This is a genomic window from Acidiluteibacter sp. (genome assembly GCF_055129545.1).
Map to the genome: position 1 here is coordinate 130,607 of NZ_JBSRUB010000027.1, position 18,708 is coordinate 149,314.

Genomic DNA, 18,708 nt, shown 5'->3' on the forward strand with positions numbered 1-18,708 from the left:
CTCCAATGGGATTAAAAATTTAAGCTTCATTTTTTATACTTTTGAGGGACCAACTATTATTGATGAAACAACTTTCCCTTTTAATTGTACTTTTTCAGTTTTTAACCCTCTTCGCCCAAGAAGAGATAAAAAAATATCCCTTTACTGTTGGTACTCGAGCGCAATATGGGTTTATTTTGAACCATTCTGAAACAATGGAGTTCATTACTAGACAACATATTTCTGCTTTTGAACTCTATTTTGAAAAAAACACACTAGGGGAGAAAAATTGGGAAAGCGAATACAATCTACCCAAATGGGGAATGGCATTTTATGCTGCTCATTTAAATCAATATTTAGGAAATGGATATGGAATTCATCCATACATTTCTATCCCTATCATTAAAAAAGTGAATTTCAATCTTGATTTTAGGATGGGGGCCGGTATCGGATATATTTCCAATCCTTTTGATGAAACTGAAAATTTTAAAAATGTGGCCATTGGATCGAATATCAATTCATTTTTAACCTTAATGATGGACTCTTATGTTAGTCTGACAGATCGAATGAATTTACACGCGAATATTTCTTTTACCCACTTCAGTAATGCCGCATTTTCTAAACCAAATTTGGGTATCAATATTCCTACAGTTGGACTTGGATTGGCTTATGACATTGGTGATATCCAAGTAATCGACCCAATTGAAAAAGCTGAATTCAACCGAAAAGTGAACCCCATCAAATTATCCATTCGCACAGGATTTGGCATTAGTGAAACCTCTGCTGTATTGGACAAAAAGTATCTCTCAGGAATCCTTTCCATTGCTGCTGAAAAGCAAGTGACTTCCAAAAGTAAATTGGGATTAGAATCAAATTTATTTCAAAGTGGCGCTTTAGTGAAGGAATTAGAAGCATTAGGCGACACCGTTAATAGTGACCTTGGAGCTATGCAAATCGGGATAGGTGCTTCTCACACATTGACTTTTGATCGTTTGGGATTGTACCTTCAACTTGGAGTTTACTTGAAATCGAAATACAAAGAAGAAGGAAACTCTTACCGAAGGTTGGGATTGATTTATACTTTTGAAAACAAATTAAGCACTCATTTAATTCTTAAAACTCATGCCTTTAAAGCAGAATATTTAGAATTTGGAATAGGATATACTTTATGAAAAAAATAGCACTCTACTTATTCCTTTCTGTCATTCTTCTTTCTTGTGAGAAAGAACACATGGGCGATTGCTTCACTTCTACAGGTTCAGTAAAGAGTGAATTTAGACCATCAGGAGATTTTCAAATCATAGAATTAGACGATCGGATTGATTTGGATTTGATCTGGGATTCTATTTCGTCAATTAAAGTAGAAGCAGGCAGCGGAGTCATTGATAATATCATTACAGAAATAAAAAACGGACAGCTTTCTATACGGAATGAGAACAAATGCAACTTTGTAAGGAGTTACAAAAAGAAGATTAAAGTAACCGTTACTAGCAATACATTTAATGAAATCACATATCGTGGATCGGGGGAAGTCAATTGTTTGAATACATTAAAGCCTGCCATTTTTAAAGTGGATTGTTGGGAGTCTAGCGGTGATTTGAACCTCAACTTTGAAAGCGATGAGAGCTATCTTAAAATACATACCGGTCCATCTGTTATTAAGGCAGCTGGAAAAAGTAAACAGTCTATTTTGTACCTCGGTGGAGTTGGACTGATCAAAGCTGAAAATTTAGTAGCAGAAAGAGGTTTTGTAGTCAATGCTCATACAGGAAGTATTCACACTCGAGCGGTTGAAAAACTAGAAGTATTCTTGGAAAGTAATGGAGATGTTTATTCTTATGGTGTTCCAAATGAACTTTCGGTTACAAAGACTGGGAAAGGGAATTATATACAGCGGTAAGTAATTATGAAACTAATCATTCTCTTTATTTTAAACTTCAGCTATGGAAATCTGTTTAGTCAAACTGAAGTAGAATTTTATAAAGACTTTTCTGATAAATTTAGTTTTTCTGATTACCAAATAAATAAGAAGTGTGAACTAGGAATAATTTCTGATACGATAATTTGGAATGATCTGAAAAAGTTACCAAATTATCTAAAAAGAGACTTAGAAAAACAGTTTAAAGACGAATCAAATCAATTTCTTAGTTGTTACAGATATTTAAAATGGGGGTGTGGTACTGCGTGTCAAATGTTTGCAGTTGTGGATTATCATACAGGAGAAATACTTGATGTCTTAAATTCATCTTTAGGAATCGAATTAAAACTTAATAGTCAACTCGTGATATTAAATCCACCTTCTGACAATATAATGGATAAAAATTATAGAAAAACATTTGGAGATCCAGTCGCATATGAATTCAAAAATGGAAAGTTCATAGAAATAAAAAATTAATCCAACCTAAGATCAACAAACTAACTATTAATATCCTAAAAAAACTCACTTTTATTAGCCATAAAATCTGCGTGATTATTTTATTATATTAAACATTCATTAAAAGCCAATTCCTAGCTTTTACTCATTTTGCAAACTGAAAGTACTAATTTTATATATCTCACTCCAAAAAGAATAATTAATTGCAAATATCCAATGAGAAATACTTTAATAATATTTTTTTGCTTTATCTCTATTACAACTCTTGGACAGGATGTCAATTATGAAATAGAAGCACTTGAGTATTACATTAATAAAATTGAAACAGATAGTATTTTCAAACAGGAATGTGATTGTTCAAACAACAATTACAAAGTTGGAACAACTCTCCATGTCTATAATTCTAGTTACCAAGAAATAGACCCTGAAATAGCATTAAAAAGTCTTCAACTTGCATGGTTTGATTCATTAATTTGGACTAGCTTAGATTTTGAAAAAGTTAAAATTCAAAATACTTCTGGATTAAAACGAATTGAGTTAACAGAAAACCCTAAAGACTTTAATTCTAACCATTATTTAATTAGATTTTCAGAAAGACTTAAATATAAAAATTTAACTTTTGTCGAATTCAACATTAAAAGTGATATAAATTGCTCAGGTATAAACTACTACTTCCTATTTAACAAAACAGATGTTATAGAAAAATATAAGATAAAAATATGGTGCGACTCTCCAGGATAAAATGTTTACTATTTGTTCACTGATGTTTTCATAAATCAATGGATATTCCATATCAAAACTAAAATAAATCCCATCCCAAATAAGCTTAAAAAACACTCATTTCCTTACCCAAATAAACAGCTTTGCTTAAATTTGCAGATAAAATAAAATCTCATGAAAGTATTTTTGATTTCAGTTGTATTTTTAGCCCTTGGTTTTGCAGGAATTGCTGTAAAGTTACTCTTCAAAAAGAATGGAAAATTTGCAGGAACTTGTGCTAGCAACAATCCAATGTTGCAAGAAGAAGGCGCTTCTTGTGGAGTTTGTGGCGCTCGCCCTGAAGAGAAATGTAAAGCGTCAGACGATTAATCCTCAATCATTTCCAATTTAGACTTTAAGCCCTTTGTTTGAAAGGTTTTGAATTTGCCCGTGCTGTCTGAATAGATTAAAAAAGCATCCAAAGCTGGATTGCTTTTCAAAAACTCGATGGATTTTTCCAATCCCATCACCATAAAGCAGGTGGCATACGCATCTGCTGTCATAGCATCGTCGGCCACAACTGATGCACTCAACAAACTGTGACGAACTGGATATCCATTTTCAGGATTAATGGTGTGAGAATACTTAATCCCATCTTCTTCATAAAATTTACGGTAGTTTCCTGAAGTTGCCAATGCCTTTCCGTCTAACGACAATACTGCACTCAATTCTCTAGTTTCAGCATTCTCAACTGGCTTATCAATTCCCAATCGCCAAACCTCATTGTTTTCATTCACTCCTTTAGCCACCACTTCTCCACCTAACTCTACCATAAAATCTGTGATGGAATTCGCTTTCAAGAAATTGGCCAACAAATCAGCTGAATACCCTTGTGCAATGGCATTAAAATCCAACATGGCTGATGAATCGTCTTTTGTTACTGTATTTCCTTGAATGGTAAAATGAGCTCGTCCTACAAATTGCATCAAACTGTCAATTAGCGCTGAATCTATTTTAGCTTTGTTTTGAAACCCCCATCCCCATGCATTAATCACAGGAGCCAACGTTACGTCAAAAGCGCCATTCGTTTTTTCTTGCACTTCAAACGACTTATTCAACACCGCTAAAAACAAATCGTCTACCTCAACGGATAACTTTTGCGAATTCAATTCACTAATCAATGAAGTCGGCAAATAAGTGCTCATCGATTCATCTATCTTTTTCAGAATGGAATCCATTTGGACTTTGAAGTCTCGTTTTTGAGCATCCAAATATTTGATGTGATAAGTGGTTCCTTGCGCTTCCCCTTCTAAATATACAAGTGAATTATCGGATGAACTTTCTTTCTCTTCAGGTTGGTTACACCCAACAATCGATAGTATCGCAAAAGCTACGAATAGTATTTTCTTCATTAATCTAAAATTTCCCAAGTGTGGTCTGAAAGTAATTTTGCTTTTGCCACAAAGGTTTTAAAGCCTCCCATTCTTCCCCATTGGTCGGGTGCAATCATGGACAACAAATCTTTACCGGATTCTCTTTTGTAGAAAAAGTAAGTATGTCCCACGATGGGTTTAAACCCCATCTCCGATTTATAAATCTGCTCAGATATTTCTACTCTACTTTTTAATTTATTGGCTTGCTTGATCAACAATTCCATTTGATCATAAATCTGCTTCATCTGCGTATTCGTTTGCTCTGCCATCGCTGACATAGCCGTCGACTTGATTCGCTCTTTATCATCCGGAAAGATGACTGCCGAACTCACATTGTGCGCATAAGGTAGCGTGCTCGGTGTCTCTGTGATTTTATCTTTGTCTATTGGATTGTGTGTCCTTCTCTCGCTCATCTTTATTTCCAGTTTTCTGCTCTCGTAAATACAGGTTTATCTGAAGTAGACAATTCTTGATTGAATCTGTACCCTTCGTAATCAAACCCTTTCAAATCTTCTGCGTGAGCAATTTTATTTTTTATGATGTAATTACTCATCATTCCTCTTGCTTTTTTTGCATAAAATGAAATGATTTTCAATTTCCCATTTTTTTCATCTTTAAACTCAGGGCTAATAATTTCGCCGTCCACTTCTTTTGATTTTACCGCTTTAAAGTACTCATTGGAAGCCAAATTCACCAACACTTTCTCTTGGTGACCTTTCAGTGATTCATTGATGGATTTTGTGATTTTATTGCCCCAGAAATCATATAAATTCTTTTTGGTTCCGATTTTTAAATCCGTCCCCATTTCTAATCGATAAGGAAGAATTAAATCCAAAGGACGCAGCAATCCATACAACCCCGACAAAATGCGCAAATGCTCTTGGGCGTATTCCAAATCAGTTTTTGAAAAATTAGTAGCGTCCATTCCTATATAAACATCACCTGTAAAAGCAAGCACAGCTTGTTTGGCTTGCTCATTCACAGCTGATGGAAACTCCCAAATTTGATTTCTTTCATAGTTCAACTCCGCTAAATTGTCGCTGATACTCATTAAATCCTTCAATTTCTTTTTAGATTGAGCACTGAGTTTCTTCATAATCTGTTCCGACTCATTTTGAAAAACACTTTCGGAATGAATATCAAATGGAGGTTTTGTTTCAAAGTCCAATGACTTTGCTGGAGAAATAATGTGAATCATAGAAATTTATATTTACTTCAAATTTAACCAAAGTGATCCTAAATTGTTCTAGACATCCCAGAAAATAGGTTAAGATTTTTATCCCTTTGATGAGAAAATATATGATTTCGATTTGCCTACATTTGCCCCATTATTTTAAGCAAAATGGTAACATTTAACAATACAAAAATTGCATTCGAGAATAAAAGTAATGCTCAGCTAAAAAAAGCGTTTTGGCTTTTTAAGTTAATGGGCGTTAACTGGCTAACTAAAATTGGTGCCCCTTTATTAAAACTGGCTTTATTCCTAAAATTACCCGTAAAAGGAATGGTAAAAGTTACTGTCTTTGAGCAATTCTGTGGAGGAGAAAGCATTGAAGATTGTGAAGCTAGAATTCAAGAGTTATCTCAATTTAATGTAAAAACGATCCTTGATTATTCAGCTGAAGGAAAAGAAACAGATGAAGATTTTGACCTTTCTATGGGGAAAGCTGTAGCTTCTATTGAGCGAGCAAAAAAAGATGCAAATGTGCCTTTTTGTGTTTTTAAAGTAACTGCATTAATGCCTTTTGATGTGTTGGAAAAAGTTAGCGCCAACGAAGAGTTGTCGGAACAAGAAACATTGGACTACCAAAAAGGTAGAAATAGAATCGATATTATTTGTCAAAATGCGTTCAATGGAGGTATTCCATTGATGATTGATGCAGAAGAAAGCTGGATCCAAAACGCAATCGATGAAATTGCATTAATTATGATGCACCGATACAATAGAGAGGGAGCAGTGGTTTACAATACTGCACAGATGTACCGACACGACAGATTAGACTATTTGAAACAATTGTACAAGCAATCGGTAGATGAAAGTTTTTACATCGGAATGAAGGTTGTTAGAGGAGCATACATGGAAAAAGAGCGGGAACGAGCGGCAAAAAAAGGGTATCCATCCCCTATTCAGCCTGACAAAGTAGCTACAGATACAGACTATAATTTAGCAATCACGTTTTGTGTAGAGCACTTGGATAAAATTGCCATTTGTTGTGGCACCCACAATGAAGCAAGCTCGCAATTACTAACTGAACTAATTGACGCTAAAGACATAAATAGAGACGACAAACGCTTATTCTTCTCTCAATTATTGGGAATGAGTGATCACATCAGTTTCAACTTATCTAAAAAGGATTACAACGTGGCTAAATATGTGCCTTATGGACCAGTTTCAGAAGTAATGCCTTACTTGATTCGAAGAGCAGACGAAAACACTTCCATAGCTGGTCAAACTGGACGAGAATTGCGATTGATTCAAGAAGAATTGGATCGCAGAGCTAGAGAAGCCAACTAATTTCTCCATTCATTTCTATTTCCCTTTTGTTATCTTCGCTTGAATGAAAGATTCGTTAATCGAAAAAATAAAACGTGCTGACTCGTTTACTGACGACGAAAAAAAAGCACTCATTCAGCGACTTGAAGTAGCGTCCAAAAGTGGACTGATCTACGAAGCGAAAGAAGAAGCTATAGAAAAAGAGTTGGCCTCGAAAAAAACGGATTTAAAAGAAATCAAAAAGAGGAAAATAGGCACCACTGGTATTTCCCACCGATTAATTGAAGGAGACAATCTGCACGGCTTAACCTGCTTAAAAAATAAAGAAGAATCTTTCGACCTTATTTACATTGATCCTCCATATAACACAGGAAATAAAGACTTCAAGTACAACGATCATTACGTAGATCAAGAAGACGATTACAGACACTCCAAGTGGATTTCATTCATGGCAAAACGCTTGGAGATCGCGCATCAATTACTGAAAAACGATGGCGCCATTTTTATTTCCATAGATGATGCTGAACATGCTCGATTAAAGTTATTGTGCGATGAGATTTTTGGAAGTCAGAACTTTGTAGCCAATTTAGTTCGAAAAAACAAATCAGGATCTGGACACGATAGCAAACAAATTGCTGTAGAATATGACTATGTGTTGTGCTATGCCAAACAGATCGAGAATTTGACCTTCAGCAAAGAAGATGCAGGCGCTGAAAACGATCCAAAATACAAACTGAAAGACGAACACATTAAACACCGTGGTAAATTTTACTTGCGTGATTTAGATTATAAAGGTAGCTATAGCACAAGTTTGGATTATGCGATTACTGCTCCTGACGGAACTGAAATGTGGTCGGGTGGTGCATTTGGTAAACCCAATACTTGGCGGTGGGGAAAAGAGAAATTCGAATGGGGAATTGAAAATGACTACATCGTTTTCAAGCAGCAGAAAGAAAAGTGGAAAGTTTACATTAAACAATACCAATTCGTCGACAACAAAAACAAAAAAAGACAACGCCTAATTCCTCATAGAGCATTGATTGAGTTTTCGAACTCAACTGGAAGTTCAGAATTGAAAAATATCTTGAATCAGGACATTTTTTCCTATCCAAAACCAACAGCGCTAATCGAATTTGTACTGGATTTATTTGCACACAAAAAGTCATTGCACCTCCTCGATTTCTTCGCAGGTAGCGGAACAAGTTTACACGCTACAATGCTTAAGAATAAAGCAGATGGAGGTCAGCGCCAATGTACGTTGATCACCAACAATGAAAATAAAATTTGCGAGGAAGTGACTTATCAGCGCAGTAAAAAGGTGATGGAAGGCTACACCAATAAAAATGGAAAGCCAATTAAAGGGTTAGAAAATAATATCTTGCAGTATTATAAAGCGAGTTTCAAAGCATGATAGAAGCCAATAAAATAGCAGTTACCGAGCAGCAAGTCTATGAAGCCATAGCCCAAGCGCAACAACAGCTTTTTATTGACAACTTGAGAAATCGATCACTTAATGTGGCTTTGGATAGTAAAATCAGAGGTTATGTTGGTGAAATCGCAGTCAGAACTTGGTTTGAAACACACGACATTCAATTTTCTTCAACCAATAAGCTGAATCGAAAAAGTAATATGGATGTGGATTTTATCTATCAAGGAAAATCACAATCCGTAGAAATCGAATTGAAAACTTCATTAGTTCCCGACCAAGACAGAACCATTGAATCGGCCATTTGTCAGCGTGACATCAAACTCATCCGACGAGGAGAAGAAACGATAGAGGATTTGAAAAGTGATGTACATATTCAATTGTTTTTTAATCAGAGAAGAGCTGCAAAAGACTTGTGGCTGCAACAACAACCTTCGATTAAATCAACAGACTCCGTTCAAGAAATTTATGATCGCTTGGCATGTTTTCGCTACCTCAACGATACTTTTTTAATTGGTTGGATAGACAAACCAACCTTGATTCAGCAGGTTAATCAAAAGCCCAATTTTCTAAAAAAGTGGAGTTACGGTCAACGTCAATTTTGGACCTGTAGCTTAGCAAAAGAAGCCAAACCTATGGACTCAATCATTCCCTTTTTGAAGGCACTTTAATTCGTTCAGTTCTTTCCTTTTTCATTATCTTCGTCAATCCAAAAAACCTTATTATGCTGCAAGAAAAAGCGTTAGCGCTTCTAAAATCAGGAAAAAATGTATTCTTAACTGGTTCCGCAGGTACAGGTAAAACGTATATTCTCAATCAATACATCAAGTACCTAAAAGAGCGAAAAATAACAGTAGCGACAACTGCTTCTACCGGTATAGCAGCCACCCATATGAATGGAATGACCATTCACTCTTGGGCAGGAATTGGTGTGAAAGAACACCTCACCAACAATCAGTTGGCGAGTATGAAAGACAAAAAATATTTAAGAGATCACCTTGAAAAGACGAATGTGCTGATTATCGATGAAATATCGATGCTGCACAAAACTCAACTGAACCTAGTCAATAGAGTATTGCAATACTTTCAAGGCAACGAAAAACCATTTGGAGGAATTCAAGTGGTGCTTTGTGGTGACTTCTTTCAGCTTCCTCCGATTGGAAATCAAGGAGAACGAAGCAGTGAGAAGTTTGCGTTTATGTCTGAAGCTTGGGTAGAAGCCAACTTTAACATTGCATATTTAACGGAACAATACAGACAAGAAGGCGGAGAATTGAATCAGATTTTGAACGAAATCAGAGCGTGTCAAATCTCACAGCAAAGTAAAGCCGCATTGATGGCAGCAGAACACACTTCTTTTTCTGAAGAAATAGAGCCCACTAAATTGTACACCCACAATTATGATGTAGACAGCATCAACCGCGATCATTTAGAAAAGTTAAGCAGCAGAAAGAAAACATTTACTGCAGAAACCAAAGGAAATGAGAAGTTGTTGATGACCCTTAAAAACTCCGTTTTAGCGAATGAAGAGTTGGAGCTAAAGATTGGCGCCAAAGTGATGTTTGTAAAAAACAACAATGAGAAAGGCTATGTCAATGGCTCGATGGGAACGGTAATTGGTTTCAACGACGAAAACATTCCATCTGTGAAATTATACGATGGCAGAACGGTTTATGCGCATCAAGAAAGTTGGGGAGTTCAAGATGAAAAAGGCAAAGTATTGGCTAGTTTCAATCAAATTCCATTGCGCTTGGCTTGGGCGATTACCATTCATAAATGTCAAGGGATGACGTTGGATGCGGCAGAAATTGATTTATCCAAAACATTCGAAAGAGGCCAAGGCTATGTGGGCCTGTCGCGATTAAAAAAATTGGACCATTTGAAATTGGTTGGCTTCAATGAAATGGCCCTGGAAGTAGATAGTTTAGCTTTTAAAGCAGATTTACGATTCCAAGAATTATCAGCTCAAGCTGAAATGCAGCACACCACTCCAGAATTAGAAAAAGAAGCGATTGTTTTCATTAAAAGCTGTGGTGGACTTTCTAATGCCAACGACATAGAACGACAAAAGAAGAAAATCAAAGAAAAGAAAAAAGGCAAAAAAGAATCGACTTATGAAGTGACCTTGGAATATATGCGCCAAGCGATGTCGTTAAAAGAAATTGCCGAAGAACGAGGAATGACCACTGGAACTGTTGCTGGGCATTTGATTCGATTGAAAAAAGAAAATCCCGACTTCAACTTCAGTCAATACAAACCCAAAAAGTTGATTTGCGATAAAGTAGAGATAGCCTACAAAATGCAACCGAAAGGTGAACCCATCAGTACGAAGAGAATTTATGATGCCCTTGATGGAAAAGTCACTTATGATGACATTAAATTGGCTTTGGCTTTTGTGGTGTAATGAAACCATTACGAAATTTTCGTAACGATAATTTTGTAACGTCTTTGATAAAATCAAATTATATAAAATGGAGTCTGAAAAAATGATAGATAGAAAATTGAACTTTTTAGGCTTAAGTTCAACATACTGGAATCTTGTTTCCGCCTCCATTGAAGCGATGATAGAAACAAACAATAGCTATGGTGGAATATATCAAAAAGAAAATGCGGCGACTAGATACAAAGAAAACTCAAAGTGGAATTCCTCAAACATAGGTATCCCAGTCATTTATAATTTTTACCATGGATTTGAGCTTTATATAAAAGGGATTGCACTTGAGTATATAAACCCTGGTAAGCACAATATTAACAATCTAATTCCATATATTTCAGACAAGTACAATAACATCAAATTAGATCATCTAATCAATAAATACTATATTGAGACCGACTTAAGTCCTTTTCCAATATTCTTTAAAAATTACACTCCATCCAATATTCATCTAACACTCAGGTATCCGGAGAGTAACCCTACGAAAGACAAAGGGCCTGAAAAATATGACACAAGCCCTTTGTATAATCAATGGGAAGAGGGAGAAAGTATATTTGACATGGGTAAACATGAATTAAATAAGTTTGAAGAAATTTATGATGACATCTCTATTTTGAATAGTTTAAAGCCTGACTTAATTGAGAAATTCTAGAATTTCTTTAATTTTAAACTATGCGATTTTTCACAGCCATAAAAACAGCATTCTCTAGTTATTCTGAAGCGCTTGCATACATCAATACGCACAAAATGTACCGCTACTTTTTGTGGCCAATTGTGATGCACATTGCCTTGTTTCTGTTAGGATTTACGGGTGTTTCCTATTTAACTGATACCACCATCGAATTTTTAAAATCATTTGTAGCTGAAAACCCGGAAGCTTGGTACAATTCAGAAATTTTGACTGGCGTATTGGCGGTGACATTATGGATTATCCTTCGGATATTTTTCTTCATTGCTTTTGCCTACGTTGGCGGTTATGTGGTTTTGTTGCTCCTCTCTCCTATTCTATCGTTAGTGGCTGCAAATACAACTGAAAAAATAACAGGCACTAAAATTCCTTTTCAAATGGGTCAATTCTTAAATGACATATTGAGAGGACTTTCAATGGCTATTCGAAACTTTTTATACCAATTGGTTATTACAGTAGCGCTGTTAATTATTGGATTTATCCCTGTTTTAGGTTGGCTTTCTCCAATCCTACTGTTTGGTGTATCTAGTTATTTCTATGGTTTTTCTTTTCTTGATTACGGACTTGAAAGCAAACAACTGAACTATGGACAAAGTGTTCGTTTCGTTCAACAAAACAAAACGTTATCTATTGGCATCGGTTTGCCGTATGTAATTCTCTTGTTGATTCCATTTATTGGGCTTATTCTTGCAGGATTTTTTGCCATTGTGAGCACAGTTGGTGCTACATTAGCCATTCATAAAAAAGTTTACATTTCTCAATTGCCACAATAAAAGAATTTTAATGATTAAAATCTCTGCCGTTTCTTACCTCAATACCCTTCCTTTTGCCTACGGAATAGAACAGTCGGAATACATCAAAACCAATAGCATTATCAGCAGAGATATTCCATCTGAGTGCGCACGCAAACTATTGGCCGGAGAAGTAGATTTAGGTTTAGTTCCTGTTGCCATCATCCCACAACTGAAAGAGAGTCACATTATTTCAGATTTCTGCATTGGGGCCATTAACAAAGTTCATTCGGTTAACCTATACAGCCACTATCCAATTGATGAAGTCACTAAAATCAAGTTAGATTACCAGTCTCGGACTTCGGTTAATCTTTGTAAAGTGTTGTGTAAAAATCACTGGCACGTTGCTCCTCGATTTGAACAAGCGACAGAAGGGTTTGAGAATAACATTGATTCAAGAGAGGCAGCGGTAATCATAGGAGATCGAACTTTTTCATTGGAGGATAAATATCCGTATGTATACGATTTATCTGAAGAGTGGTACAAGATGACCGCACTTCCATTTGTATTTGCAGCTTGGGTGGCCAATAAAGAAATTCCTGCCGATTACATCGCAGAATTTAATGCAGCTTGCTCGAATGGCATCGATCACATTGATGAAGCCATAGAGTTTGGAAACATTGACATTATTAATAAATCAGCCCAAAAAAGATACTTGACTGAATCGATCAGTTATTCATTCGATGAGGAGAAAAGAAAAGGGTTGAACTTATTTCTAAAATTATTAGCTGAGCTATAAATTGGACATAAAAAAAGAGGAACCTTTCGATTCCTCTTTTCCATTGTGTATTTTTCAATACTTACTTTTTCTTCATTTCTTTAGACCACTCAGCAATGTTTTTTTCATTCAATTTGATATAAACACCGTAGCTAGCTTCTTCAGCCAATTTCTTTGAACGCTCTGCAGTTGCGATAGCACCTTTCAAGTCACCCATTTTGTGTTGAATCAAAGACATGGTGTAAACATTCCAAAATTGAGCTTTAATCTCAACTGATTTTTTAGACCACGCTAATGCTTGTTTTAAATCTTTGTTATTGTCATAGTAGTAACGAGCACTATTGTTATACAAACCATATGCACCTTCAATTTTAGCAATTTCAGCTTTAATATTTTCTTCAGCTTGTACAGATGGATCTGCTTCAACATTGAATTTAATGGCAGTAGTTGCCCAGTTCAATTGTACTTCTGTAGACTTATCAGTTACATCTCTAAATGTAAACATCATTCTTTCTGTAGCTTCAGCAGTCATTGGTTTTACAGAAATTTCAACTGCATTTTCTTCAGCTTTATATTGACCTGTGCTTGCAGTCGCATTTGTGTTGAACATTACTTTCCAAGAAGCTTCTCCAGGAATAGTAAAGATAGAGTAAGAACCCGCTTTCAACGCTTTTCCTTCAATCATTACATCAGTAGAAACGGTAAATTTAGTAGCCCCATTTGCTCCTGTTCTCCACAATTCTCCGAAAGGCAATAAATCACCAAAAATCTCACGTTCTTTAACTCCTGGTCTAGAATATTCGATGGTTACATCAGTTAAACCAACTCTTTGCATCACCATTGCTTTTGGGCTTGGTTGTGGTAAATCTTGTGCATAAATGGCTACTGATATTAAAGCAGCTGATAATAGTGTAAATAACTTCTTCATAGTTTTATTAATTGTTTGTTTATGTTTCCAAATGTACACAACCACGAAGGAGTGGTTATGTTCGTTTCACATTTTTTAAGAAAGGGTCATGTGCACGACCTTTTTGGTTTCAAAGAATTCTTCTTCAAAAAAATCACTTAAGTCAAAAATTTGATAATTAGACTTCACTTCATTTAACTCTTCCTCTAAATCTCCACCTTTTAAGAACAAGAATCCATTGTCTAAATCATTGAAACTTCCTTTCTTTATTTTGTGACGTACCCAAGGAATAAAGCCTGCAGTGCGAGTTACTGCTCTACTGATTATAAAATCAAACTTCCCTTCTACCTTTTCAGCACGCTGATGCGCTGCAGTCAAATTGGTTAAACCAATTGCTTCTGCTACAGCTTGTACCACCTTTATTTTTTTGCCAATGGCATCCACCAAGTAAAATTCACATTCAGGAAACAAAATGGCCAAAGGAATTCCGGGAAATCCACCTCCTGTGCCAACATCCAATAGTGTTGTACCCGGTTTAAAGTGAATTACTTTTGCTATACCCAACGCGTGTAAAATATGCCGTAAATAAAGCTCATCTAAATCTTTACGTGAAATTACATTGATCTGTGCATTCCACTCTTCGTACAATGCTTGTAAATCTGAAAATTGTTGAATTTGCACCTCCGATAAATTCGGAAAGTATTTAGTGATGATAGCTGTATTCATGAAAATGGATTCTATTTTGATTTTAAATGGAATGTCGGCTACTTTCAAGCATCTCGCTCAACATAGCTCTCGCTCTAAACAATTGCGCTTTTACGGTTCCCAATGGCAGCGATAGTTGCTCTGCAATTTCGTCGTAACTTAACTCTTCGAAATACCGAAGCGTCACTAACTCTTGATAAGGTTCTTTTAATTTAGTGACTTCCAAACGCATTAATTTTATTTTTTGCTCATGGATAAAAGCTTCTTCTGGGTCTTTATTTTCTGATCGAATATCCAAAGACCATGATCCATTTTCGGAGTCTTCATCTTGTTGATCAATAGAATAGGTTTTCATCCTTTTTTTACGGATAAAGTCGATGCAGTGGTTGGACGCTATTCTGAATAACCAAGTACTAAATGCAAATTGAGTGGTGTATTGTTCTAATTTTAAAAAGGCTTTGCCAAAAATTTCAATTTTAAGATCCTCCGCTTCTTCTTTATCGCGTACCATTTTTAAAACTAAGAAATAAATGGAATCGTTATAATTTGACATTAGTTCACCGTAAGCAGCTTGAGAACCACCCAATGCTTGCTGAATTAACCTTTTGTCTCGTTGACCTTTTTCTGTTAGGTCATTATTTACTTCCATTTGTTACTGCGGTAAAAAATTGAAAACACCGATAAAAACAATGTATTTAAAAGTAAAATTACTTCTAATAAAGGTGTCCATAAGGACAACCCTTTTTCATTGATTAAACTTAATGTTTTTCTAAAGATAATAAAATGGAGCAATAACACTACTCCAAATACAGAGATAACCTCAATGTAATGTGAAGTCAAGAATGCCATTGGCCACAATAAGAACAAGATAAATTTAGAAGCAGTATATATCCCTAATAATAATTTAAATTTTGTTTGATATAACTTGGAAGTTGTTTGGTGTCTTAGCTTTTGTTTCCACCAACTTCCCAATGTGTTTTTAGGTATTGAATTAGTTGTTGCTTCAGAGCTAGTGCATATCACAACATTATTTTTTGTGGCATTTGCCTGTACAAACAAATCATCGTCACCCGACATAAGGTGGAGGTGCTCTGTAAAACCCTTAGAATTTATAAATAGAGACTTACGGTAAGATAAGTTTCTTCCTACCCCCATATAAGCCATTCCAACTTTTGCAAAACCAAAACTCAATACCGCAATTTGAGCCCCATCAAATCGAATCAATGCATTTAATAACCCACTCGTTTTAGTGTATGCGCCATAACCTAAAACAAAGTCTACATTTTCAGCATATTGCTTCGCCATTAATCGAATCCATTGATTTGAAGAAGGTTCACAATCAGCATCCGTAAACAATAAAAATTCATGCTTAGCATAAAATACAGCCCTCGTTAATGCCGCCTTTTTTCCATCACTGTGCCAATCTTGAATGTCCAATATTCTTAAATGCTTAAACTCCTTTTCGAATTCGGTCAACACCTCTATCGTTTGATCATTACTATGATCACTTGCAACAATCACTTCAAATTTGGAATAATCTTGCTCCAATATACTTCTTAAGTGAATGGCTAAATTTTTCGCCTCATTTTTGGCTACTACAATCACTGAGACCCCATTCTCAGAATTATTCGCCTCATTCTGTTCACTTTTCGTAGCCTTTTTAATCAAAGGAATAAAAAAATAGAACAATAAAATAAGGTAGATCAATGCAACAGTGGCATAGACCAAAAAGAAAATTAGAGAAACGTCTAAAGATTGCATGAGTTCAAATATAACAAGCCGCAAATGTAAAGTTCTTTTCCTAGGCTTTTTGGTATCTTTGGCGAACTTTTTACACCATCATTTCAACATGAAGTTTACACTAGAAACCACTGATCAAAATAGTAAAGCACGAGCAGGATTAATTGAAACGGATCACGGAACAATTGAAACTCCAATATTTATGCCTGTGGGTACTGCAGCAACTGTAAAAGCCGTGCACCAGCATGAGCTTAAGGATGATATCAAGGCTCAAATTATTTTAGGTAATACCTACCATTTGTTTCTACGACCTGGATTAGAGGTATTGGAAACTGCAGGAGGGCTGCACAAATTCAACAATTGGAATGGCCCAATACTAACAGATAGCGGTGGGTATCAAGTATATTCCCTTTCTCAACGAAGAAAGATTAACGAAGAGGGAGTTAAATTTTCCAGTCACATTGATGGGCGGAAATTATTTTTCACACCTGAAAATGTAATGGATACGCAACGAACAATCGGTGCTGATTTCATCATGGCTTTTGACGAGTGTACACCGTACCCTTGCGATTACAGATATGCTAAAAGATCGATGCACATGACGCATCGTTGGTTAAAAAGATGTTGTGATCGATTTGATACGACTGAACCCAAATACGGATATAATCAGACCCTCTTGCCTATCGTCCAAGGTAGCACCTATAAAGATTTAAGAAAAGAATCGGCTGAAACAATTGCATCATTTGAAAGACCTGCCAACGCAATAGGTGGATTATCTGTGGGAGAACCTGCAGAAGAAATGTATGAAATGACCAATATTGTTTGCGAAATTTTACCAGAAGACAAACCCCGATATCTAATGGGCGTTGGAACTCCTGCAAATATTTTAGAAAATATAGCATTGGGTATTGATATGTTCGATTGTGTGATGCCAACGCGAAATGCAAGAAATGGAATGCTTTTTACGAAATATGGCACAATGAATATGCGTAACGAAAAATGGAAAAACGACCATTCTGCTCTTGATGAATTTGGTGACAGTTATGTGGATGTCACCTACAGTAAAGCGTATGTTCGTCACCTGATTACATCGAAAGAAATCTTAGGTTCTCAAATTGCGACGCTGCATAACCTTGCTTTTTATTTGTGGTTAGTGAAAGAAGCAAGAAAACAAATTATTGCTGGTACATTTGCAACTTGGAAAACAGATATGGTAGAACGAGTTCAGCGAAGACTTTAAAATGGGAATTTTAGATAGATATATCATTAAGAAGTTTTTAGGGACTTTTTTCTTTTCAATAGCATTGATTATTTCCATTGCTGTGGTATTTGATATCACTGAAAAATTAGACGATTTTATAGAAAAAGACGCCCCTCTGCGTGCGATAGTTTTTGACTATTACCTCAATTTCATCCCCTACTTCGCTAACTTATTCAGTTTCTTATTTGTCTTCATTTCAGTGATTTTTTTCACTTCAAAAATGGCCTCAAATACAGAGATTATCGCCATTTTATCTAGTGGCGTGAGTTTTAAGCGATTCTTATTGCCTTATTTTATTTCAGCAACTGTTTTGGCTGCAATGTCATTCTATTTGAACAATTTTCTGATACCAGATGCCAACAAAGTTCGTTTAACCTTTGAGGAACAATACATCAGAAATCCATTTAGCAATACAGAGCAAAACATACATATCCAGCTGGATGACAGCACATACTCCTACTTTGAAAGCTATAATTCTTTTTCTGACATTGGCTATAAATTCTCACTAGAAACTATAAAAGACGGAGTTTTGACGTACAAACTAATCTCGGACTTTGCAAGATGGGATAGTGTTAAGGCTAGCTGGAGCATTTTAAACTATTACGAGCGTTACATAGATGGAACATCTGAAGTCATAAAGGAAGGGTGGACAAAAGATACCACCTTAAACATTACTCCAGATGACTTCAATAAGCGATCAAATGCTGTAGAGATGCTAGATTATTACGAGTTGAACGATGCAATAGCAAAGGAAAAATTTAGAGGCTCTCATAAAGCAGTTTATTATGAATTAGAGAAATACGGACGAATCGCCTCTCCTTTTGCAACATTCATACTTACCCTGATTGGAGTTTCAATTGCCAGTAGAAAAGTGAGAGGAGGAATTGGTGTCCACATTGGGGTCGGCTTGGCCATAAGTTTTACCTACATTCTATTCATGCAGATTTCTGAAACGTTTGCTACCAACGGAAATTTTAACCCGATGATTGCTGTTTGGATTCCAAACATATTGTACGGATTACTTGCTGTTTACCTACTGATAAAATCTCCAAAGTAATT

The 18,708-nt window shown here is 35.8% G+C and carries 21 protein-coding genes; 14 read left to right on the forward strand and 7 right to left on the reverse strand.

Features of this window, described 5'->3' with window-relative positions:
- Positions 1 to 62 precede the first annotated feature (62 nt).
- The 5 genes from ACTB0X_RS14470 to ACTB0X_RS14490 all read left to right on the forward strand — a co-directional run bounded on the left by ACTB0X_RS14470 (position 63) and on the right by ACTB0X_RS14490 (position 3,442).
- A complete protein-coding gene (locus ACTB0X_RS14470; RefSeq protein ID WP_463025763.1) occupies positions 63 to 1,151 on the forward strand; it encodes an acyloxyacyl hydrolase in 1,089 nt (362 codons plus the stop codon).
- On the forward strand, positions 1,148 to 1,879 hold the full coding sequence (locus tag ACTB0X_RS14475; RefSeq protein ID WP_463025764.1) for a GIN domain-containing protein: 732 nt from the start codon (positions 1,148 to 1,150) through the stop codon (positions 1,877 to 1,879). The genes ACTB0X_RS14470 and ACTB0X_RS14475 overlap by 4 nt, the downstream gene beginning before the upstream one ends.
- Positions 1,880 to 1,885: 6 nt before the next feature.
- Positions 1,886 to 2,374: a hypothetical protein gene (locus ACTB0X_RS14480; protein WP_463025765.1), complete on the forward strand. Its 489-nt coding sequence runs from the start codon at positions 1,886 to 1,888 to the stop codon at positions 2,372 to 2,374.
- 195 nt (positions 2,375 to 2,569) lie between these two features.
- Positions 2,570 to 3,094: a hypothetical protein gene (locus tag ACTB0X_RS14485; protein WP_463025766.1), complete on the forward strand. Its 525-nt coding sequence runs from the start codon at positions 2,570 to 2,572 to the stop codon at positions 3,092 to 3,094.
- Positions 3,095 to 3,247: 153 nt separating this feature from the next.
- The gene (locus ACTB0X_RS14490; RefSeq protein ID WP_463025767.1) at positions 3,248 to 3,442 is read left to right on the forward strand and encodes a membrane or secreted protein; all 195 of its coding nucleotides are present in this window, start codon (positions 3,248 to 3,250) and stop codon (positions 3,440 to 3,442) included.
- Here ACTB0X_RS14490 and ACTB0X_RS14495 read toward each other — a convergent pair.
- Genes ACTB0X_RS14495 through yaaA form a run of 3 tightly spaced genes read right to left on the reverse strand, consistent with a single transcriptional unit; the run spans position 3,439 to position 5,683 of the window.
- The gene (locus ACTB0X_RS14495; RefSeq protein ID WP_463025768.1) at positions 3,439 to 4,464 is read right to left on the reverse strand and encodes an FAD:protein FMN transferase; all 1,026 of its coding nucleotides are present in this window, start codon (positions 4,462 to 4,464) and stop codon (positions 3,439 to 3,441) included. The two genes, ACTB0X_RS14490 and ACTB0X_RS14495, sit on opposite strands and share 4 nt — an antisense overlap.
- Positions 4,464 to 4,898, reverse strand: a complete 435-nt coding sequence (locus tag ACTB0X_RS14500; RefSeq protein ID WP_463025769.1) for a DUF2452 domain-containing protein — start codon at positions 4,896 to 4,898, stop codon at positions 4,464 to 4,466. The genes ACTB0X_RS14495 and ACTB0X_RS14500 overlap by 1 nt, the downstream gene beginning before the upstream one ends.
- Positions 4,899 to 4,900: 2 nt before the next feature.
- On the reverse strand, positions 4,901 to 5,683 hold the full coding sequence (yaaA, locus tag ACTB0X_RS14505) for a peroxide stress protein YaaA (RefSeq protein WP_463025770.1): 783 nt from the start codon (positions 5,681 to 5,683) through the stop codon (positions 4,901 to 4,903).
- A 144-nt stretch (positions 5,684 to 5,827) separates the two neighbouring features.
- On the opposite strand from yaaA, the gene ACTB0X_RS14510 reads away from it, so the two are divergent.
- The 7 genes from ACTB0X_RS14510 to ACTB0X_RS14540 all read left to right on the forward strand — a co-directional run bounded on the left by ACTB0X_RS14510 (position 5,828) and on the right by ACTB0X_RS14540 (position 13,057).
- On the forward strand, positions 5,828 to 7,000 hold the full coding sequence (locus tag ACTB0X_RS14510; protein ID WP_463025771.1) for a proline dehydrogenase family protein: 1,173 nt from the start codon (positions 5,828 to 5,830) through the stop codon (positions 6,998 to 7,000).
- 43 nt (positions 7,001 to 7,043) lie between these two features.
- A complete protein-coding gene (locus ACTB0X_RS14515; RefSeq protein ID WP_463025772.1) occupies positions 7,044 to 8,390 on the forward strand; it encodes a site-specific DNA-methyltransferase in 1,347 nt (448 codons plus the stop codon).
- Positions 8,387 to 9,076, forward strand: a complete 690-nt coding sequence (locus tag ACTB0X_RS14520; RefSeq protein ID WP_463025773.1) for a hypothetical protein — start codon at positions 8,387 to 8,389, stop codon at positions 9,074 to 9,076. Before ACTB0X_RS14515 ends, ACTB0X_RS14520 begins: the two co-directional genes overlap by 4 nt.
- Positions 9,077 to 9,129: 53 nt before the next feature.
- Positions 9,130 to 10,809: an AAA family ATPase gene (locus ACTB0X_RS14525; protein ID WP_463025774.1), complete on the forward strand. Its 1,680-nt coding sequence runs from the start codon at positions 9,130 to 9,132 to the stop codon at positions 10,807 to 10,809.
- A 67-nt stretch (positions 10,810 to 10,876) separates the two neighbouring features.
- Complete coding sequence (locus ACTB0X_RS14530; RefSeq protein WP_463025775.1) at positions 10,877 to 11,491, forward strand: hypothetical protein; 615 nt, start codon at positions 10,877 to 10,879, stop codon at positions 11,489 to 11,491.
- A gap of 20 nt (positions 11,492 to 11,511) precedes the next feature.
- On the forward strand, positions 11,512 to 12,300 hold the full coding sequence (locus tag ACTB0X_RS14535) for an EI24 domain-containing protein (RefSeq protein ID WP_463025776.1): 789 nt from the start codon (positions 11,512 to 11,514) through the stop codon (positions 12,298 to 12,300).
- 10 nt (positions 12,301 to 12,310) lie between these two features.
- On the forward strand, positions 12,311 to 13,057 hold the full coding sequence (locus tag ACTB0X_RS14540) for a menaquinone biosynthetic enzyme MqnA/MqnD family protein (RefSeq protein ID WP_463025777.1): 747 nt from the start codon (positions 12,311 to 12,313) through the stop codon (positions 13,055 to 13,057).
- 61 nt (positions 13,058 to 13,118) lie between these two features.
- Here ACTB0X_RS14540 and ACTB0X_RS14545 read toward each other — a convergent pair whose 3' ends face one another.
- The 4 genes from ACTB0X_RS14545 to ACTB0X_RS14560 all read right to left on the reverse strand — a co-directional run bounded on the left by ACTB0X_RS14545 (position 13,119) and on the right by ACTB0X_RS14560 (position 16,409).
- Entirely contained in the window at positions 13,119 to 13,964 is an 846-nt protein-coding gene (locus tag ACTB0X_RS14545; RefSeq protein ID WP_463025778.1) for a DUF2911 domain-containing protein, read from the reverse strand.
- 75 nt (positions 13,965 to 14,039) lie between these two features.
- Positions 14,040 to 14,669, reverse strand: coding sequence for a 16S rRNA (guanine(527)-N(7))-methyltransferase RsmG (gene rsmG / locus ACTB0X_RS14550; RefSeq protein WP_463025779.1), 630 nt, complete (start codon positions 14,667 to 14,669; stop codon positions 14,040 to 14,042).
- Between the two features lie 22 nt (positions 14,670 to 14,691).
- Positions 14,692 to 15,297, reverse strand: coding sequence for an RNA polymerase sigma factor (locus ACTB0X_RS14555; RefSeq protein WP_463025780.1), 606 nt, complete (start codon positions 15,295 to 15,297; stop codon positions 14,692 to 14,694).
- On the reverse strand, positions 15,288 to 16,409 hold the full coding sequence (locus ACTB0X_RS14560; RefSeq protein ID WP_463025781.1) for a glycosyltransferase: 1,122 nt from the start codon (positions 16,407 to 16,409) through the stop codon (positions 15,288 to 15,290). The genes ACTB0X_RS14555 and ACTB0X_RS14560 overlap by 10 nt, the downstream gene beginning before the upstream one ends.
- Positions 16,410 to 16,497: 88 nt before the next feature.
- On the opposite strand from ACTB0X_RS14560, the gene tgt reads away from it, so the two are divergent.
- The gene (tgt, locus tag ACTB0X_RS14565; protein WP_463025782.1) at positions 16,498 to 17,628 is read left to right on the forward strand and encodes a tRNA guanosine(34) transglycosylase Tgt; all 1,131 of its coding nucleotides are present in this window, start codon (positions 16,498 to 16,500) and stop codon (positions 17,626 to 17,628) included.
- A 1-nt stretch (position 17,629) separates the two neighbouring features.
- Positions 17,630 to 18,706 (forward strand): LptF/LptG family permease, encoded by a 1,077-nt coding sequence (locus ACTB0X_RS14570; RefSeq protein ID WP_463025783.1) that lies wholly within the window; start codon positions 17,630 to 17,632, stop codon positions 18,704 to 18,706.
- The last annotated feature ends 2 nt before the right edge of the window (positions 18,707 to 18,708 follow it).

What these genes read in the sequence shown, in the direction of transcription:
- ACTB0X_RS14515 (WP_463025772.1), top strand. Translation starts at nt 7,044, where the DNA reads ATGAAAGATTCGTTAATCGAAAAAATAAAACGTGCTGACTCGTTTACT.
- ACTB0X_RS14570 (WP_463025783.1), top strand. Translation starts at nt 17,630, where the DNA reads ATGGGAATTTTAGATAGATATATCATTAAGAAGTTTTTAGGGACTTTT.
- ACTB0X_RS14490 (WP_463025767.1), top strand. Translation starts at nt 3,248, where the DNA reads ATGAAAGTATTTTTGATTTCAGTTGTATTTTTAGCCCTTGGTTTTGCA.
- yaaA (WP_463025770.1), bottom strand. Translation starts at nt 5,683, where the DNA reads ATGATTCACATTATTTCTCCAGCAAAGTCATTGGACTTTGAAACAAAA.
- ACTB0X_RS14530 (WP_463025775.1), top strand. Translation starts at nt 10,877, where the DNA reads ATGGAGTCTGAAAAAATGATAGATAGAAAATTGAACTTTTTAGGCTTA.
- ACTB0X_RS14510 (WP_463025771.1), top strand. Translation starts at nt 5,828, where the DNA reads ATGGTAACATTTAACAATACAAAAATTGCATTCGAGAATAAAAGTAAT.
- ACTB0X_RS14495 (WP_463025768.1), bottom strand. Translation starts at nt 4,464, where the DNA reads ATGAAGAAAATACTATTCGTAGCTTTTGCGATACTATCGATTGTTGGG.
- ACTB0X_RS14485 (WP_463025766.1), top strand. Translation starts at nt 2,570, where the DNA reads ATGAGAAATACTTTAATAATATTTTTTTGCTTTATCTCTATTACAACT.
- ACTB0X_RS14560 (WP_463025781.1), bottom strand. Translation starts at nt 16,409, where the DNA reads ATGCAATCTTTAGACGTTTCTCTAATTTTCTTTTTGGTCTATGCCACT.
- ACTB0X_RS14555 (WP_463025780.1), bottom strand. Translation starts at nt 15,297, where the DNA reads ATGGAAGTAAATAATGACCTAACAGAAAAAGGTCAACGAGACAAAAGG.
- ACTB0X_RS14470 (WP_463025763.1), top strand. Translation starts at nt 63, where the DNA reads ATGAAACAACTTTCCCTTTTAATTGTACTTTTTCAGTTTTTAACCCTC.
- ACTB0X_RS14480 (WP_463025765.1), top strand. Translation starts at nt 1,886, where the DNA reads ATGAAACTAATCATTCTCTTTATTTTAAACTTCAGCTATGGAAATCTG.
- tgt (WP_463025782.1), top strand. Translation starts at nt 16,498, where the DNA reads ATGAAGTTTACACTAGAAACCACTGATCAAAATAGTAAAGCACGAGCA.
- ACTB0X_RS14500 (WP_463025769.1), bottom strand. Translation starts at nt 4,898, where the DNA reads ATGAGCGAGAGAAGGACACACAATCCAATAGACAAAGATAAAATCACA.
- ACTB0X_RS14520 (WP_463025773.1), top strand. Translation starts at nt 8,387, where the DNA reads ATGATAGAAGCCAATAAAATAGCAGTTACCGAGCAGCAAGTCTATGAA.
- ACTB0X_RS14540 (WP_463025777.1), top strand. Translation starts at nt 12,311, where the DNA reads ATGATTAAAATCTCTGCCGTTTCTTACCTCAATACCCTTCCTTTTGCC.
- ACTB0X_RS14535 (WP_463025776.1), top strand. Translation starts at nt 11,512, where the DNA reads ATGCGATTTTTCACAGCCATAAAAACAGCATTCTCTAGTTATTCTGAA.
- ACTB0X_RS14545 (WP_463025778.1), bottom strand. Translation starts at nt 13,964, where the DNA reads ATGAAGAAGTTATTTACACTATTATCAGCTGCTTTAATATCAGTAGCC.
- ACTB0X_RS14475 (WP_463025764.1), top strand. Translation starts at nt 1,148, where the DNA reads ATGAAAAAAATAGCACTCTACTTATTCCTTTCTGTCATTCTTCTTTCT.
- rsmG (WP_463025779.1), bottom strand. Translation starts at nt 14,669, where the DNA reads ATGAATACAGCTATCATCACTAAATACTTTCCGAATTTATCGGAGGTG.
- ACTB0X_RS14525 (WP_463025774.1), top strand. Translation starts at nt 9,130, where the DNA reads ATGCTGCAAGAAAAAGCGTTAGCGCTTCTAAAATCAGGAAAAAATGTA.